Origin of the sequence: Streptomyces sp. NPDC058877 (assembly GCF_042742855.1) — a bacterium.
Classification (GTDB): domain Bacteria; phylum Actinomycetota; class Actinomycetes; order Streptomycetales; family Streptomycetaceae; genus Streptomyces.
In genome coordinates this window covers 1-16,595 of the sequence record NZ_JBHYMF010000157.1, presented here as the reverse complement: position 1 = coordinate 16,595, position 16,595 = coordinate 1, and the positions used below count along the sequence as shown (strand labels likewise).

The following is a 16,595-nucleotide window of genomic DNA, read 5'->3' as shown; positions in this document are numbered from 1 at the left end:
AACATCGCCGCCGCCCTGCGACATCACGCCCGCGACACCGACCGTCCCGTCAATCTCTTCCTCACGGCATGATCAACGACTTTGCCGGAGCCCTGGGCCCCTGACCTGGTCTTACGGCTGTCGGGGTGGCGGGATTTGAACCCACGACCTCTTCGTCCCGAATGAGGTCCGGGAGAGATCGACACCTGGGGATTCTAGTAAATGAGCAGGTCAGAGGCTCGGTCTGGGTTGGTGTGGCGGACTCTCGGTTGGTCTCTGGGGGAAGATCCTCTCCCAGATTTCTCCCAACCCCTGGTGCTGGGGGTGGTGATCGTCGGTGAGCCGCATCTCGGCATCCCCTTGCGATAGCACGTTTGCACGCTGACCAAGGCGACTCGGGTACTGCTGCAGTGCGGCACGAAGGCAGGTAGGTGCGCGTCGCGGACACTGACGACGAAGTCGTTCACGGAGGTCCAGTGCTCGCTCGCCCGCCTTCTCGAGCCGCTTTCGGGGTTCGAACCTGAGACCTCTGCATTACGAGGGCCCGCAAGATCATCCCGACTGGTGCTGAGCGGTGCCACCGAATCCCATTTCCGCTGATCAGAGGCTTGCTACCTTGATCGGCGTGATGCCTGGTCCGCGCTGGTGCCACCCAGTCCGCTCACGCAGCGCTCACGCAAACGGCGGTCGGCCCCTCAGCCCTTGCGCCGGTCTCGGTGAGGTACGAGGAGGGTGCTGCCGCCTGCCCACTTTGCCCCGCACACGTGGCAGATCACGTACCACTCATCGCCCGCAGCGTTCTCGTCCATGTGCCCATGCTGTCCCGTCCCAGGGCACTCGTCGGTGACTTCTTCCTGACGCATGCTTCTCCTCCACGCCTGGTTGATCAGGCCGCGCCTTCTGCGGCAACGGCGGTCGAGCGGATTGAGTGAATGACGGACACCATGACGTCAACCTCGGCCTCGGGGAAGATCGCCTCGGGGCCGGTCGGGGCGAGGGCCGTGAACGGCGACTCGTACAGCGCATCAACGCCTATCGTGCCGTTGCGCGCCAGATAGTCGATCAGCTCGTTGACGAAGCGGAGCTGATTCGCCGTGAACGTCTTGCCCTGCTGGAAGGCGTCGAAGGCCAGCGCTGCCGCTTCCCGCTCCAAGCCGGTCAGGGACCGCAGGAACAAGCCCAGGCCGCCGTTCGTGTCCTTGATGTAGGCGATGTCCTCCGCTGTCCCAATACCGGCCTCGACGAAAATCGCCTCCAGCTCTGATAGGTCCAGAGCGGTGATCTGCTTGTTCCGGCGGATCTTCTGGACCGCGAGGTGGTCCTGGTGCGTGTTGAGGTAGATACGAATCTTCTGCTCGAAGCGCGTGAGGTCGGTGCCGACCTCCATGCCCTTGAGTGAGGCGGCGGTCAGCTCACCCAGCTCGTCCTCGAAGTCGGTGTAGACGACGCCGCGCTTCGTCTTCTCGATCAGCCGGACAAGCCCACGTAGACGCCGCCGCATGGTCTCCAGCAGAGGCAGCGTTACGTCCTGCCACCACTCGTCACCTGCGACCTCGTCGAGCAGGATCTGCTGGGCCTTGATCGCGGGGATCGTCAGCTGGTCGAGCAGCGTGGAAGCAATCTCCTGGACCTGGTCGCGAAGACGGGTGAAACCTGGGTCTCCGTTTACGACGGCAAGCTGGAGGCGGAGCGCGAGCAGATCGAATCGCTTGGCCTCCTCGCCGGCGTCGTCCTTGTCGCGGAATGCAGTCGGAAGGCCGGCCAGATGGTCAATAGCCTGACCGTGGGCGTCGGGCGTGAACGCAAGCCAAGCATCGAAGTCGGCGAAGGCTTCGACCTGCTCCCGGTGTGGCCGAACCAGGAAGTTGTCCGGGTTCATCGCCGTGACCTCGTCGTGCAGCCGACTGGCAAGGTCCCAGCGCAGACCGGACTCGCTGACCGTGCCGTCCGACTCAGGCCGTGTACCGGCCTCGGCGGCTCGCTCCTGGCCGGAGTCTGTCGGATCGCCGAGGGCGAGAAGCAGGTCAGCACGGCGCTCGAAGATCCGCTGGCTCAGTGATGGAGCAACCTTGCTCTCCGCGCGCATCAGGTTCTGATTGAAGAACTCGATGTTCTGACAGACGTCGAAGACGAGGAAGCCGTCCTTGCTGCGATTGGGGCCGAACAGGTCCGGGGCGAGCCGGGTGCCTCGACCGATCATCTGCCAGAACTTGGTCTTGGACCGCACCAGCTTGAAGAAGACAAGGTTGACGACTTCCGGGACGTCGATGCCGGTGTCCAGCATGTCCACGGAGATAGCGATCTGGGGGAGCTTCGCCGTGTCGGAGAAGTCGTCGATCAGGCTCTGGGCGTACTCCTTGCGGTACGTGATGACCTGTGCGAAGGCGCCCTTGAGGTGCGGGTAGTTCTTGTCGAACCGCTCAGCAATGAACTCAGCGTGGCGGTTGTTGGCTGCGAAGATGATCGTCTTGCCGAGCTTGTCGCCGCCGTCGACCTTCAGGCCATGCGTCATGAGGGTTTGGAGGACCTTGTCGACGGTGTCGGCGTTGAAGAGGTACTTGTTGAGTTCCTCCGTGGTGATCTCGTCGGGGATGTCACCGTCCTCGTTCCACTCCGTCTCGTCCCACTTCTCCTTGTCCTCGTCCGACAGGTCGTCGTACTTGATGCCGCCGCGCTGGAACTTCAGCGGGACATCGACAGCACGCGGCGCCACCAGGTACCCCTCGGACACAGCCTCGTCCAGGCTGTAGACGTCGGTGGGCACGCCGTCCTCCAGCTCGAAGCGGCGGTAGGTGTTCCGGTCGACCTCGTCCTTGGGCGTCGCTGTCAGGCCAACAAGAAGCGCGTCGAAGTAGTCAAAAATTGCGCCGTACCGCTGGTAGATCGAGCGGTGCGCCTCGTCGATGACGATCAAGTCGAAGAACCCGGGTCCGAAGAGCCGGCGTCCTTCGGCATCGGTCTGGTCGATCAGATTCATCATGGTCGGATAGGTGGAGACGAACACCCGCGAGTGGGGGTCCTTCTCCTCCAGCAAGTTCACCGGGTTGGCACCGGGGAGGTGCTTCTTGAACTCGTTGGTGGCCTGCTTGACCAGTGCCTTGCGGTCGGCGAGGAAGAGGATGCGCTTGGCCCAGTTCGCCCGCATCATCAGGTCGCTGAGCGCGATCACAGTACGAGTCTTGCCGGACCCGGTTGCCATGACGAGCAACGAGTGACGCAGCGAGTCCTTCTCGAAGGAGTCAGCGATCCGCCGGATCGCGCGCGACTGGTAGTGCCGGCCAGCGATCTGCTCGTTGATCGGCATCTTGGCGAGGCTGCGACGGTTGGCTCGGCGCTGGATCAGGAGCCGCAGCTCGTCCTTGGTGTAGAAGCCCTGGACCTCACGGGGCGGGTAGTTGAGGTCGTCGAACAGGTACGTGCGGTAACCGTTGGTGTAGAAGATCACCGGCCGCTGGTTGAACTGCTCTGCCAGGGCATCGGCGTAGACCGTCGCCTGGTACTTCCCCTGCTTCGGGTCACGAGTGGTCCGCTTGGCCTCAATTACGGCCAGAGGCTTACCGTCGTCGTCCCACAGGACGTAGTCAACCTTGCCTTTACCTGAGGGCGCTGCTGAGCTTGGCAGCCCAGTGACCGGGTACTCCCGGTCCCGCGGCTGATCCAGCGCCCACCCGGCCTCCTTGAGGAGAAGGTCGATGATCAGGGTGCGAGTCTCGGCTTCGTTATAGTCGTGCGTGTCCGGCTGTGCCTCGTTCGCGGCCTTGGCCGCCTTGATCTCTGCGCGCAGCTGCGCAATCTCCGCATCGAGGTCCTGGTTCTTCTTCCGCTCGGCGGCCAGCTCGGCATCCTGCTCGGCGTACTTCTCGGCCTGCGCCTTCAGCTCGGCCCGCTGGGCAATCCGCACATCGGCCGAGACCGGCCGCGGTATCAGCACCGTGTCGAACGCGAGCGTGGACGCGGGCAGCAGGGCCTGGTCGCGGGTGTAGGTACGGGCCATCCAGTACAGAACATGGAACAGCTCAGCAAGTGTGCGAACCGCATCTTTCGGTGTGACGGAGGTTTTGCGATGCACGGCGACATTTCCCTGCCGCCGAATCACATCCATCTTCGCCCGGATCGCCGGGCCGGCCACCTTCACCAGCGTCGGCTCTGCAATCTGTGCCGCGAGGTCGCTGTGATAGGGCAGCTTGAGTGTGCCATCGGCCTCGAACAGCCACGCCACCGCGAGCTCCAGCACCCGCCGCGCGTAGAACGCGGATGCCCTCGGGTCCGCGTACGCCAGCCGCTCAGCATGCACCGCCTCACGGTGCAGGTCAGGCCACTCAGCCCGCAGAAACCCGAAGTTACTCACGTTGGAGACCTTTCGCTTGTGCCGGAGATGGGTGGAGCAGTTGAGGCGTCCCCTGATCAGGCAGCGGATACTGCGTTATCCGACCCCGACCCGTCTCGAAACATGTGGTGCCGCAGGGAGGTGAACAGAGCGTCAAGCTGGACGAGATGGGCGCGATGTAGATCTGCGACCTTTTCTAGGGCCTCAATCCGCTTGCCGTATTGGTGCTGAAGCTCCAGCGGCGGGATGCCGCACGGGATGGAAAGAACGCTTGACTGGGAGATGTTCTTCATGGACCCACTGGTTCCAGAGGATCTCCTGCTGATTTCCCGACGGAATTCAGCTTGCAGAAACAGCTGCCTCACATAGAGCGGATGCGCTGGGCGATCGGAATGCCAAACGAACCTCCACAGCTTATCGGGAAGCAGGAGATTACTAGGGGGATTCACCGCCAGTGCAGTGGCTCCGATCAGACTCTCGGTATTAGCGCGACTGAAAATCAAGTCTCCGTCGCGAACAATATGCGATAGGGGCGGATTATACTCCACAGGCACAGGCTTACTTTCCTCGGCATCGAAGCGTCCCGAGGTAACAGCGCTCACCTTAAGGATTCGGTATCGCACTGCCGCATCGTCATTCTCAGCCGCCGCGAAGCTCTTTCCGCTCGTGAACTTCGCCACGAGGTCTTTAACTTGACCAGCCGACCACCCCTGATTGTTTGAAACTACGTTCCCAAACATAGACAGGAAAATTGACTGAGCGAGGTCTTCAAGGAGGGAGATCGTCTGGCGGCGCCTGGCGCGCAGCACATCCACACAATCGAGAATATCGACGACTCTACGCTGCTCGCTCAAGGGGGGCAAGGGGATTCGGACATTCATCAAATTGCCAATGGGGAAATTGTCTGCAGTTGTCGCTCGAACCCACTGCAGAATTTCCGAGGATCGCTCCTTGATGAAGTGGGCCAGGAAGCTGGATTCTAGCCGCTCGGAGCAGATAATCGCCTTCATGTCCTGATTGATTGCTACCGGACACTCAGCAATCGCCACGGGAACGGTGTGCTTCAAGACGCCTGACCGAACGACCACCAGCACAGATCCAGCTGGAGCCAGCTTGGCCGTGCTATTCTCCAGCCCCACTCTTGTGATACTCACCTGACTTTCACTAATCTTCCAGCGCTTCATATCCTTCGGGGTAACCCAAGGGATATCGCCGCCATAATAGGAAGAATTGCTGCGTGTTGGGGTTCCCCCGCCAATTACACGAGCGACATCGCGGATCTGGGCCGTGGGCCAGTTCTTCATCCCAGCATCCCCTTCAGCTCGCCCATTCTCTGCTGAATTTCTGCCTCGATTCGCGACAGATCACTCATGATCAATTCCGGCGCGCGGTGCTCGGCCTCCTTGCGGATGACCTCCTTGTACCGATTGATGCTGAGGTCGTACCCCTGCGCAACGATTTCGACTTTGGGGACGCAGAAGCTCTGCTCGGTCCGTTCCCGCTCCTGTTCGCTACCATTGCGGCGTCGCCAGCGTGACAGTACGTCGGGCAGATTGTTCTTGGCGTGCTCATCCTCGGTCAGATCAGTGTCGCCGACGAGTGGTCCGAGCTTGTCCTCTGAAAGTAGCGGCGTGCGCTTGTCGTCAAGGCTCCAGCCATCAGAAGTAACCTCGTAGAACCAGACGTTATCCGTGCCACCGCTGTTGGTTTTGGTGAAGAAAAGGATTGCGGTAGATACACCCGCGTAAGGCTTAAAAACGCCACCCGGCAGCTTCACCACCGCGTCTAGCTTGTGACCCTCGACGAGCAGTTTCCGCAGCTCCTTGTGCGCCGTGGTCGAGCCGAATAGCACCCCGTCCGGAACGATGACCGCAGCCCGGCCGCCGGGCTTGAGTAGACGCAGGAACAGAGCCAAGAACAACAGCTCAGTCTTCTTGGTCTTGACGACCTTCTGCAGGTCGCTCGCTGTCGCGTCGTAGTCGAGACTCCCGGCGAAGGGCGGATTGGCAAGGATGAGGGAGTACCGGTCGGCTTCGCCCGCCGCGCTCTCGGCGAGCGAATCGCGGTAGCGGATGTCGGGGTTCTCGACCGAGTGCAGCAGCATGTTCATGCTGCCGATGCGGAGCATGGTGCTGTCGAAGTCAAAGCCGTGGAACATGCTCTCGTTGAAGTGCTGCCGCTGAGCCGGCTCGAACAACGCCTCACGGTGGGTACGCTCTACGTGCTCGGCGGAGGCGACCAAGAACCCGGCCGTGCCGCACGCCGGATCGCAGATCTCGTCGCCCGGCTGCGGAGCCATCATCTCCACCATCAGCTGGATGATGTGCCGGGGCGTGCGGAACTGGCCGTTCTGCCCAGCCGTGGCGATCTTTCCGAGCATGTACTCATAGAGGTCGCCCTTGGTGTCCTTGTCAGCCATGTCGATGCCGTTGATCATGTCGACGGCCTTGGTGAGCAAGTTCGAGGTCGTGATGGTGAAGCGCGCGTCCTTCATGTGGTGCGCGTAGGTGGAGTCCTCGCCACCCAGCGTGCGCAACCAGGGGAAGACGCCGTCACGCACCCGCGTGAGCATGTTCTCAGGGGACTCGTTGATGAACACCGACCAGCGCAGAACCTGGGTGTCGGCCCCGTAGATCGGGTTCTCGACCGATCGCCCGGTGCGGTTGGCCCTGTTCTCCTTGGCCTGCTCCAAGATGTCGAGGCGCCGGATGAACATCAGGTAGGTGATCTGCTCGATGACCTCCAGTGGGTTGGAGATCCCACCAGACCAGAAGGCATCCCACAGTCGGTCGATCTTGCTCTTGAGCTCACCTGTAATCACGCAGAGCAGGCTAGCGGAGCCCTGTGACAGCTGTGGCAAAAAGATCTATCTGAGCCTTGGCCCACCCACCTCACGCGAGCGGCGCTCGTGCCCTGCACCGAGAGAAGCGGGCGTAGGCCGTCGTCATGGTCCGCCTTGGCACACGCGTCGTAGACCAGCGCCGGGGCCGGGGGCAGCGGCGCGGTCCCAATCGGCGCCAAGGCCAACCGGACACCCCCTGGCCCGTCAAGTTGGCTACCTGAACCGCGTCGGACAGGACGTGAAAATGCGGCCTGGCGCATATGCGCCAGGCCGCGTCTCGTAGCGGGGACAGGATTTGAACCTGCGACCTCTGGGTTATGAGCCCAGCGAGCTACCGAGCTGCTCCACCCCGCGTCGGTCGTTCCACCGTACGCCATGCTCGCTCCATCTCAGGTCCCTCCTATCGTGCGGACGGTCTCCGTGTGCCCGGAAGCGGGCTCGCCGCATCAACCCCGACGTCTGCGGGTTGCCAGCCCCATCGTCCGCCACGGCGTGCCGCCGCTCTCCTGTGCTGCCGTTGGCTAGAGCTCGCGCAGGCCGGTCAGGACTCGCCCGATGAGCATCGGGGCAGCTTGTCGGCCACCGCTGCCTGGCTCACCCAGGGCGCTGCTGGGATGAGCGGGAACCTCTGCCCAGACGATCTTCCCGGGGTGCGGCCCTGTGGGGGAGTAGCCCCAGCGGTTGGCCATGGTCTGGATGAGGACGAGTCCGCGGCCCCCGGTGGCGCTGGCGTCACCGGCGCGAGGTGCCGGTGGTCGCGGGTCGGGGTCACTGACCGCGAGGATCATGCCGCCATCGGTAGGCCAGAGCATGAGCACGATCGTGTTGATGCCGACGAAATGAGCGGCCGCTTCAGACGTCTTTATGGGGCGGGCGTGCTGGATCGCGCTGGTGGCCAGCTCCGAGACGAGGAGCCGGGCGACTTCGATGCCCTCATCGGGGAAGTGCCAGCGCTTGAGGATGTCGACGGTGTGGCGGCGGGCCCAGGCGACGGCGTTGGGGGTGGCGGCGAGGGTCAGTTCGCTGATGGACGGGGGGACCTGGTTCATGCGGGTGGCTCCCTCGGCGGCGTGGCCGGGCGGGTGCGGCGTTGTGGCGTGGGTGGAGGCCCGCGAGGGCGGGACGGCTAGGGACGGGGCGTCTCGGCCTCGCGGGCTGCTTGAGGGGCTACCTCGTGGCGACGACGTAGACGCTGGCCCAGCGGCGCTTCGGATTGGCCATGGCGGGGTCGAAAGCCCAGGGCTCGACGGTGGTGAAGCCGGCCTCGGTGAAGAGCTGGACGAGCTTCTCGTGGTCGTACGCCCACAGGTGCGGGGTGTACGTGGGGTCGTCGTCCTGGTCGCGGAAGACGAGGTTCACGAGGTCGAGCCGTGTGTTGATGTCGCCGTGACAGTCGCGCTTGGCGTACCAGCGTTCGATCGTCTCGTCGGAGGCGTCCAGCGGGCGGGGGTACTGGCTCAGGGCGAAGTCGGCGTCGGGAACGCCGGTGATGATCCGGCCGCCCCGCGCGAGGACGCGGTGGGCCTCGCGGACGTAGTGCTTGGCCGAGCGCGGGTAGTCGATGTGCTCCAGGAAGTGCTCGGAGAAGATCTCGTCGGTGCTGTCGTCCTGGAGGGGGATGCCCTCGCGAATGTCCCAGAGGAGATCGGCCGGCGGGACGAGGTCGATGTTGAAGAAGCCGTCGATGCGGTGGGCCCCGCCGCCGATCTGGACCTTGGCGGGCTTGTCGTCGATCCGGCCGTTGGGCCAAGCGCGGCGGCTGGTGTGGTGGTAGCGGTGGAGTTCGATCTCCTTGGCGGCGGCCCGGAGGGTGCGGGCGAGGCCGTGAGTGGTGGCGGGGTCGGCGAGGACAGAGGCGATCTGCTCGCCGAGGAGGTCGACGGAGGGCATGCCGGAGGGACTCATCACGGATCTCCTGCGTGTGAGGTTGCTTGGATTGGGGCGGGGCGGGCCGCGAAGGGCGGCGGCGGTGATCAGGCGGCGCTGGGCGCGGGGGCGGTCCACTGGTTGTTGCGCATGAGGGTGTACTTGATGTCCACGAGGCGCGGGGCGATGGTCAGCGAGAGCTCTTCGGTCGGCTGGAGGTGGCCCGTGTCGTCCTGCTCGGCGCGCCAGACGCGGTAGTCCAGGTTGGGGTAGGCCGGGTTGATGCCGATCTCGCCCTTGGGCATCGTGCCGTTGAACGGGGCGACGATGTCCATGTGGTTCCAGTAGTTCCAGGCTTGCAGCGCCTTGTGCTGGTCGAAGTAGAAGTAGAAGTCGGGGTAGCGGCCGAAGGTGCGCAGTTCCCGGTGGATGAGGTGACCGAGGAGCGGTCCGAGCTGGGTGGCCAGGGAGTCGAACTCCCAGCGCGTGTGGTGCCAGGCTTCAGGGGCGTCGCCAGGCGCGAAGAGGCGGGCGGCGACGAGGTAGCTGATCCGCTCGACCAGGTACGCGCTCGCGTGGCTGGTGTCGATGGTCGGGTCGACTCGGTGGATGAGCGCGGCCAGCTGCTTCGGACGGGGCCGGAACCTCGCCAGGTCGAACTTGCCGGCCATCGCGGGAAAGGAGGCGAACAACATCTCCTTGTACAGCCAGTTGTTCAGCTCGCCGAGCTCGGCCAGGCGCCGGGTGTGGCGGGAGGTCGAGTGGAGCATCAGGTACTCGGCGACCGCTTCGAAGTACAGGTAGCCCAGAATCGGAAGGCGGGGGATCGTCTCGTCGAGCAGCTTGAGGAACGGCTCGGCGTCGACCTGGGTGCCCTGGTAGGCGACGGCGGCAGCGGTGGCGAGGAACGCGGCCGAGTTCTTGACCCGGCTGACGACGGTCTCGCGCAGCTGGTGCCGTTCGTTCTTGCTCAGCAGGTATTCGAGGTGGCTGTAGATCTGCAGGTGGATGAGGCCCAGCCGCAGGTAGTCCACGCCGGCGAGACCGCGGTACGCCTGCGGCGGGGTGTCGATCTCGAAGATCAGCGGGGTGGGGACGCGATTGGTGACGCCGAGCTTGGCCAGGAAGGCCGGCGCTTCCTTGGTCAGGACGTAGGCGCCGAGGTTGTGCATGCGGAAGCCCTGGTCGATCGCGCTGAGCGGTGCGCAGTAGATGCTTCCGACGAGGCAGCCGCCCGACGGGTAGAGCACTCCCTGCCGACTGATCTCCTCCAGGGCGTGGGTGACGTGCAGGAGGTGCAGCTTGCCGTTTCCGCTCAGGGCCTCGAAGAGGGCGTTCTGCCGAAGCAGGTGGCCGTTCGGGGTCTCCTCGGCGAGCCGTCGTTCCCAGCCTGCGGTCTGGGTGGCGAGCGGGTCGGTGTGGTCGGAGGGGCTGGGGATGAGGGTGGAGTCGAAGAAGGCGTGGGCGTCGGCCCACAGGTGGTAGGCGTCGAGGAAGTCCATGGTCAGACCAGGCCCTTCTCGGCGAGCGCGTAGCAGACGGCCGCGGTGCCGCTGGCCCCGGCGAGGTAGGCCCGCTCCGAGACCAGAACCAGGTCGAAGGCGAGGCCGCGCAGTTGGTCGAAGGCGGGCTCGCGGACGTACCGGGCGTCCGGCCACCACTTCAGCTTCGGCAGGCGGTAGCGGTCCAGGGCATCGGCGGCCTTGACCACGTCGGTGATGCGCTCGGCCCGGGTGTGGTCGGACTCGTCGTCGGCGGTGAACGCCTCGTACGGGACGTCGTGCAGTCGGATCGCGGTGGCCGCCTGCACGATCGGCCGGGGTGTGGCGGCGAGGCCGAAGTGGCCCCAGACGGTGTCGGCGTTCGCGGCGAGCCAGATGGCCGCGCGGGCGCCATGTCCGCGGTCGTCCTGGTCGTGGCGCCGTTGGCAGTCGTGAACGGCGGCGGCGAGGATCGCCGTGGCGGTGTCGGCGTCGTCGAGGTCGTTCGCCTCGGCGAGGACGGCGGCGAGCGCCGCCGTCCTTATGGCGTGCCGGACGCCGTGGAGCGAGGTGTAGAGGCGAGGGTCGGCCCACCACCGGGTGGGTAGTCCGCCGTGCGCGAGCAGCTCTTTCGACTGCGGGCGCAAGGCCGGCGGCGGTGCCGGCGGGAGGTCGGGCCTGTGATCGCTGATCCACGCGATGGTGGCGTGGTCCATGTGCTGGTGGAGGGGCAGCTGCCCTCGGGCAGCCAGGTCGATCAGACTTGCGGTCAACGGGGTCGTGCTCACTCGTGCCCACCCCCTTGGTGGTCTCCGCGGTGATGTTCCCTACCGGATCGGCGCGGCCTGCTGCTCGCGCTCCTTGCGTTCCTTGTCGGCGGCCTCGAAGGCGGCGGTGAAGTCGGCCAGCTCCTGCTCCGTCATCAGAGTCACGCCGAGCGCCGTGGCGACGTCCGTGATCTTGGCCTCGGCCTCGGTGCGGGCGGCGTCCGAGGCGTCGTCCTCCAGCAGGACCTCGAACTCGGCGTGGTAGCCCCACGCCTCGCTCCACTTGACCGCGATCTCGACCTCGTCGAGGCGGAAGTTGTGGCGGAAGTTGAACGCCTCGTGCATCGCCGTCTCGAACCCGAGGGCGTTGAACACCTTCACCGCGGCGGGAACGTCGGTGGGGGCGATGGCGAACTCGGTCTCCGCGAAGGCCGCGCCCTGCCCGATCTTGCTCCCCTTGAGGGTGATCTTGGCGGTGCCGGCGGCGGTGTTGTCGGTGACCTTCAGGAGCTGGTCGGGGAGCACGTAGAAGTAGATGTGCTTGTCGTCGGGGCCCAGGTCCTCCCCGTCCGCCTTCAGGCGGGTGACGAGCTGGTCGTGGATCTCCTTGGTGAAGCGGGCGCGCATCTCGATCTCGACGGCCACGGGGCTGCTGCCTCCTTGTTTCAGGCATGGCGAAGCCAGCCGGACCCTGCCGTACGGGGGCTGTCCGGTCGGGCGATCGCTATGGGGTTGGTGGTCGAGCGCGGGGTGATGCGGCCGATGCGGGTGCCGGCCGCATCACCTCGGTGTATCGGTGGGTCTCAGCCGAGGGTGCCGAAGCGCTCCTCGACCACACCCGAGTGCAGGTACGTCGGCAGCTGGACGCCTCCCACCGACGTACGGCCGGTGGCGACCTGCTCCTCCGTCTCGCTGGGGAAGCCCTCCAGCAGACGCAGGCACTGCTGGGCCCACTCCTGCGACGCGGGCCAGTCGCCCAGGTCGCGGTGGCGCTGCGCCAGGGCGAACGCGGTCTCAGTGGCGGCCCACCGGTCGGTCGTCAGCTCACGCTGGAAGATCGACTCCAGCTCGTCGGTGGAGGCCAGGCGGGTCTGGTTGGTCATGGTGCCCTCTCGGTTCAAACGGTCGTGCCCCATTGGTGATCAACGCCCCGGCGCCCCTGCGGTGACGCCGTGACCCGCTGCTAGTACGTGTAGATCTCGGCCAGCGTCTTGTAGTCCTGCAGCTCGTCCTTGTCGAACCACAGCTCCACCTCCTGCTTGGCCTCCTCCGCGTTGCCGGAGGCGTGCACGAGGTTCGCGACTGCCTTGCCCGAGGCGATGCTGGCCGCCGCGCTGTAGTGCGAGAAGTCGCCCCGTACCGTGCCGGCCGGAGCCTGGTTCGGGTACGTGCTGCCGACGATCTTGCGGACGGTGGCGATGGCGTCGAAACCCTCCAGCACCAGGGCGATAACCGGCCCCTGCTGCATGAATGTCGCCGTGAGGTTGTAGACCTCCGAACCCAGCCGCTCTTCAAGATCGAAATAGTGCTTGCGGGTGAACTCCTCGTCCATCCACTTCATCTTCGTGCCGACGATCTTCAGCGCGGCATCCTCGAATCGAGTGATGACTCTTCCTGCCAGGCCACGCGCCAGCGCATCGGGCTTGAGCAGGACGAGCGTGCGCTCGACAGTGTGTGCCTGAACCTCGGCCATTGACTCCCTTTCGCCTTGCTAGCAACCGAACATGACGGACGATCAGCCGTCGTCCGCTGAGGTTACCGGCGCTGGCGGGGCGGTTCGGGCGTACGGGCAATGCTCCGGACGGGCGAATGACGCCCAAGGTGCGGCCGATCAGCCGACCGAGAGTCCCTATTCAGCCAACTTCTCTGTCTCTGCTATCCGCTGGGGGTACGCACCTAGAATCTCCCTGTGGTCGTCTGGCGCTCATCGCGCCTCTCATACGCCTCCCAGGGACTCAGCCTTCGAGGGTGATTCCTTGGCCCCTGGTGACTCCGATTCTTCCGGGGCTCCTCCCGCGTGACCATGAAGTGCCAGTGCAGTGGGAGTGCACTTTCGGCGCGCGGATTCCTGCACAGGGGCGGCGACGAGGGGGCAGTCTTGTGGACGTGATCGAACGCTGGACCGGCCGGTACGCCTGCCTGCTGCAGTCCGCCCTACGGCTCGGTAACGAACACTTCGCCGCGCACCTCGGCATCGCCGTGAGGACGGTAGCCGCCTGGCACGCCGACGCGTCTGTCGTACCCCGCAGGGAGATGCAGCAGCTCCTCGATACGGCCCATGAGCAGGCTCCCCCGGCTGCGCGACAGCGCTTCGCGCTCCTGCTGGCGAAGGAACAGGCCCCAGCGGACTCGGCACCGCAGGGTGCGCAGGCTCTGCGGGTGGCCATCGCGGTGGTCGTCCGTGACAGCGATGTCCTTCTGGTGTGCCGGCGGGACGACGACGCCGCTGGGATCACGTGGCAGTTCCCGGCCGGCGTCATCAAGCCGGGTGGCAAGGCGGAGAGCACGACCGTACGGGAGACGTTGGACGAGACGGGCGTCCACTGCGCGGTCCGGCAGAACCTCGGGAACCGGCTTCACCCCGTGACCGGCGTGCTGTGCGAGTACTTCCTCTGCGAGTACCTGGCCGGCGAGGCCACGAACAGCGACGCGGCCGAGAACATCGACGTCATGTGGGTCCCCAGAAACTCGGTGCCCCGCTTCATCCCCGTCGATACGATCTTCCCACCCATCCTGGCCGTCCTGGAGGAGCAGACGTGACGCAGCAGAACACGGACGAGCGCCCGGGCATCGCCGCCGCCATCGTCGTGAACGAGGGCCGCGTGTTGATGGTGCGCCGCCGGGTCAGCGAGGGACAGCTCTCCTGGCAGTTCCCGGCCGGAGAGGTCGAGCCCGGCGAGGCCCGCGAAGACGCCGCCGTGCGGGAGACCCAGGAGGAAACCGGGCTGACCGTGGCTGCTGTGAAGCTGCTCGGCGAGCGCGTCCACCCGAAGACGGGCCGACTGATGTCGTACACCGCGTGCGAGGTGCTGGGCGGAACGGCACACGTGGCCGACACCGAGGAGCTGGCAGAGCTGGCCTGGGTCGCCCACGGCGAGATCCCGGAGTACGTGCCGTACGGACTGTTCGAGCCGGTGCAGGACTACCTCGACGCGGCCCTCTCTTCCTGAGCGGCCTCGGGACCAGGGCTCACCCAGGCAGGAGAACGCGGGGTCACACTGTCGCGGCTGCTGATCAAGGGCGAGATGTCCCTGGCGGGATCTTCTCCAGAATGGTCCAGCTCCACGAGCGCCCGTTGGTCATCAGAGTGGTGTCGTCGGCAATGCGCCATCCACTCATCCATCGGCCACCACCGTGGTTGCGTGCCCGGCAGGAGCAGGTGCACACGTAGCCGAGGGCGTTCATGCAGCGATGGTTGCATTTCTCGGAGCGATTGAACTCCCGGCCGAGCAGGATGCGGCCGTGCTGCTGCACAAGGGTGCCTACCACTTCGATGAAGTGGTCCGTGGACACGGCCCAGGAGTCATTGTCTCTTTCCCACTCCGGCCTGGCTCGGCCATGCACGTAGTCGTGCACGAACTGCTCATGCCTCTGCCAGCTGCGCTTGGGGATCCAGTAGCCGGTGCGGCCCCGGGCTGGGAGAGTGACGATGGGTGAATCGCTATCGCCCCACAGCGGGATCCACGACGGCCTCGGCACAGGCGCCTCCCGGATCGTGCTGCGGCGGGGCCGTGGCATGGAAGGAGAGGCGCTGGGACTGCCGATTCGGTAGAGCGGTGTCTGGGGTGCCCCTGGCTGATAGCGCTGCTTCGCAGACTCTGGGCACAGTCCAGTTCTCAAACCCCCGCGAGGATGGGCAAGCACCTTGCCCGTACGTCGATCTATCCGTATGACGCCGCCGCAGAGCTGGCACCGTCCCTTCTCCGTGGGGGATGTGGGCAAGGCATTCCCTTCACGCAAGGTCTGAACGCTCGTACGGATTAGGCACCTTCGGGCTCGGTGGGCCCAGCCTAGAGATGTTTCTCTTTGCTGGATATCGAGTTGGCAATGTCGGGTGCACCTCTACCCCTCACGCCCCGAGGCGTCTTCGGCATGTTTCAGGGGATCCACTGACCGTGGCCTACGGCGCGACGGGATACGTCTCTATCGCCTGCGATGAGACTGGTCGGCACCGGGGACGCCAGCCCCCGCAGGGGCCTGGGATGTCTTGGGATGCTGAGCCGCGACATGAGCAAACGCAGCCGAACGGCTGCGGGCGGCTTCAGCGCGGGGGTTGGGGGCGGGGTTACAGCTGGTGTGCTGGATGCGGGTGATCAGGACGCGGGCGGGTTGGTGGGCGGTGGTGAGTTCGCGTTGGGCTGCGGCCTCCTTGAGGAGCTGGTGGGGTTTGTGGCCGCCGGCTTCGGCGTCGGCGAGGACGGTGGCGAGGGCCGGCCAGGCGGCGTCGGTGAGGATGCGGTCGGCGTGGTCGGGGACGGCGGCCCGGACGTCGTGGGCGAGGGTCCGGCGGGCCTGATCGTTCGGCCGGCGGGTGGCGAGACGGTCGACAACGGGCGTGAGGGCCCGGTCGGCGGCGGCCTGGAGGTGGTGGAGGGTCTGGCGGGCGGCTTCGGCCTGGTGGGCGTGGTTCTTCGCCTCGTGCCAGCGGGCGGCGACGATCGTGGCCCAGACGAGGGCGGCCAGCAGGGTCGCCAGGGCGCTGCCGTCGGGGCCGGTGGCGGTGTGGGCGAGGTCGCGGACGGCCTTGCGCAAGGTGATGGCCGCCTGATTCTCGGCGTGGATCTGGGAACGCTGAGCACGGGCGAATGACCTTGAGGCCGCTCGCAGTTCGGCGTGTAGTTGGACAGGTGCTTTCTGAGCGGCGGCTTCGATGAGGTCACCGAGCGCGGTGATGTGGGCTTGGGCGTGCGTGTCGTCGGCCATCCCCTCGTGGAGGGTGTCGAGGGCCTCAGTGGCCTGGTGCCAGGGAGTGGCAGGCCGGTCTCGGCGGGCGGTGGGGTGCTCCTCCGGCGCGGTGGTCTCCAGGCGGGCCTTGAGCTTGGGGAGGGTGAGGTCGGGGGCGATCTTTCCGCCGGGGTGGAAGATCTGTTCGCCGTCCTTGTTGAGGTCGCCGGGGCGGCCGGCGGCGTAGCCGAGGAGGTCTCCGGACGGCCCGCGGCGGGGTTTGACGGCGATGCCCATGGCTTGGGCCTTGTCCCCGGAGGGTGGACACCTGTTCGTGTCGTTATGCGGCAAGTATCAGGGTAGCTGACTGTTGTTCGTAAGTGATCGGTGCCTGCTGTCCGAGGCGTGAGTGCCGTCGGCGGGTGTTGTAGCGGGTGGTCCAGCGGAAG

The 16,595-nt window shown here is 65.6% G+C and carries 13 protein-coding genes, 1 tRNA gene and 1 pseudogene; 2 read left to right on the top strand and 13 right to left on the bottom strand.

Annotated features, from left to right (window positions below; all coding sequences use genetic code 11):
* Positions 1-865 precede the first annotated feature (865 nt).
* From ACFW2Y_RS27615 to ACFW2Y_RS27565, 11 genes are all read right to left on the bottom strand, one after another.
* The gene (locus tag ACFW2Y_RS27615; protein ID WP_384884630.1) at positions 866-4,327 is read right to left on the bottom strand and encodes a DEAD/DEAH box helicase family protein; all 3,462 of its coding nucleotides are present in this window, start codon (positions 4,325-4,327) and stop codon (positions 866-868) included.
* A gap of 56 nt (positions 4,328-4,383) precedes the next feature.
* Positions 4,384-5,610 (bottom strand): restriction endonuclease subunit S, encoded by a 1,227-nt coding sequence (locus ACFW2Y_RS27610; protein ID WP_384884628.1) that lies wholly within the window; start codon positions 5,608-5,610, stop codon positions 4,384-4,386.
* Entirely contained in the window at positions 5,607-7,127 is a 1,521-nt protein-coding gene (locus tag ACFW2Y_RS27605; RefSeq protein WP_384884626.1) for an N-6 DNA methylase, read from the bottom strand. The genes ACFW2Y_RS27610 and ACFW2Y_RS27605 overlap by 4 nt, the downstream gene beginning before the upstream one ends.
* Before the next feature lie 301 nt (positions 7,128-7,428).
* Positions 7,429-7,502: transfer RNA gene (locus ACFW2Y_RS27600), tRNA-Met, on the bottom strand.
* A gap of 167 nt (positions 7,503-7,669) precedes the next feature.
* On the bottom strand, positions 7,670-8,197 hold the full coding sequence (locus tag ACFW2Y_RS27595) for an ATP-binding protein (protein WP_384884624.1): 528 nt from the start codon (positions 8,195-8,197) through the stop codon (positions 7,670-7,672).
* A gap of 118 nt (positions 8,198-8,315) precedes the next feature.
* The gene (locus ACFW2Y_RS27590) at positions 8,316-9,053 is read right to left on the bottom strand and encodes a class I SAM-dependent methyltransferase (RefSeq protein ID WP_384884623.1); all 738 of its coding nucleotides are present in this window, start codon (positions 9,051-9,053) and stop codon (positions 8,316-8,318) included.
* A gap of 68 nt (positions 9,054-9,121) precedes the next feature.
* Positions 9,122-10,516, bottom strand: a complete 1,395-nt coding sequence (locus tag ACFW2Y_RS27585) for a hypothetical protein (protein WP_384884621.1) — start codon at positions 10,514-10,516, stop codon at positions 9,122-9,124.
* A gap of 2 nt (positions 10,517-10,518) precedes the next feature.
* Positions 10,519-11,283, bottom strand: a complete 765-nt coding sequence (locus tag ACFW2Y_RS27580; protein ID WP_384884620.1) for a hypothetical protein — start codon at positions 11,281-11,283, stop codon at positions 10,519-10,521.
* Between the two features lie 39 nt (positions 11,284-11,322).
* Positions 11,323-11,907 (bottom strand): CYTH domain-containing protein, encoded by a 585-nt coding sequence (locus tag ACFW2Y_RS27575; RefSeq protein WP_384884618.1) that lies wholly within the window; start codon positions 11,905-11,907, stop codon positions 11,323-11,325.
* 158 nt (positions 11,908-12,065) lie between these two features.
* On the bottom strand, positions 12,066-12,365 hold the full coding sequence (locus ACFW2Y_RS27570; RefSeq protein ID WP_384884617.1) for a hypothetical protein: 300 nt from the start codon (positions 12,363-12,365) through the stop codon (positions 12,066-12,068).
* A gap of 80 nt (positions 12,366-12,445) precedes the next feature.
* Entirely contained in the window at positions 12,446-12,955 is a 510-nt protein-coding gene (locus ACFW2Y_RS27565) for a nucleoside-diphosphate kinase (RefSeq protein ID WP_360797927.1), read from the bottom strand.
* A 407-nt stretch (positions 12,956-13,362) separates the two neighbouring features.
* On the opposite strand from ACFW2Y_RS27565, the gene ACFW2Y_RS27560 reads away from it, so the two are divergent.
* Together ACFW2Y_RS27560 and ACFW2Y_RS27555 are read left to right on the top strand one after the other, a co-directional pair.
* Entirely contained in the window at positions 13,363-14,022 is a 660-nt protein-coding gene (locus tag ACFW2Y_RS27560) for an NUDIX hydrolase (RefSeq protein WP_384884615.1), read from the top strand.
* Positions 14,019-14,432: an NUDIX hydrolase gene (locus ACFW2Y_RS27555; protein WP_384884613.1), complete on the top strand. Its 414-nt coding sequence runs from the start codon at positions 14,019-14,021 to the stop codon at positions 14,430-14,432. The genes ACFW2Y_RS27560 and ACFW2Y_RS27555 overlap by 4 nt, the downstream gene beginning before the upstream one ends.
* Before the next feature lie 64 nt (positions 14,433-14,496).
* Here ACFW2Y_RS27555 and ACFW2Y_RS27550 read toward each other — a convergent pair whose 3' ends face one another.
* Together ACFW2Y_RS27550 and ACFW2Y_RS27545 are read right to left on the bottom strand one after the other, a co-directional pair.
* The gene (locus tag ACFW2Y_RS27550; protein WP_384884611.1) at positions 14,497-14,838 is read right to left on the bottom strand and encodes a hypothetical protein; all 342 of its coding nucleotides are present in this window, start codon (positions 14,836-14,838) and stop codon (positions 14,497-14,499) included.
* 567 nt (positions 14,839-15,405) lie between these two features.
* Positions 15,406-16,449: pseudogene (locus ACFW2Y_RS27545) on the bottom strand (mobilization protein); the annotation flags it as partial.
* Positions 16,450-16,595: the final 146 nt, after the last annotated feature.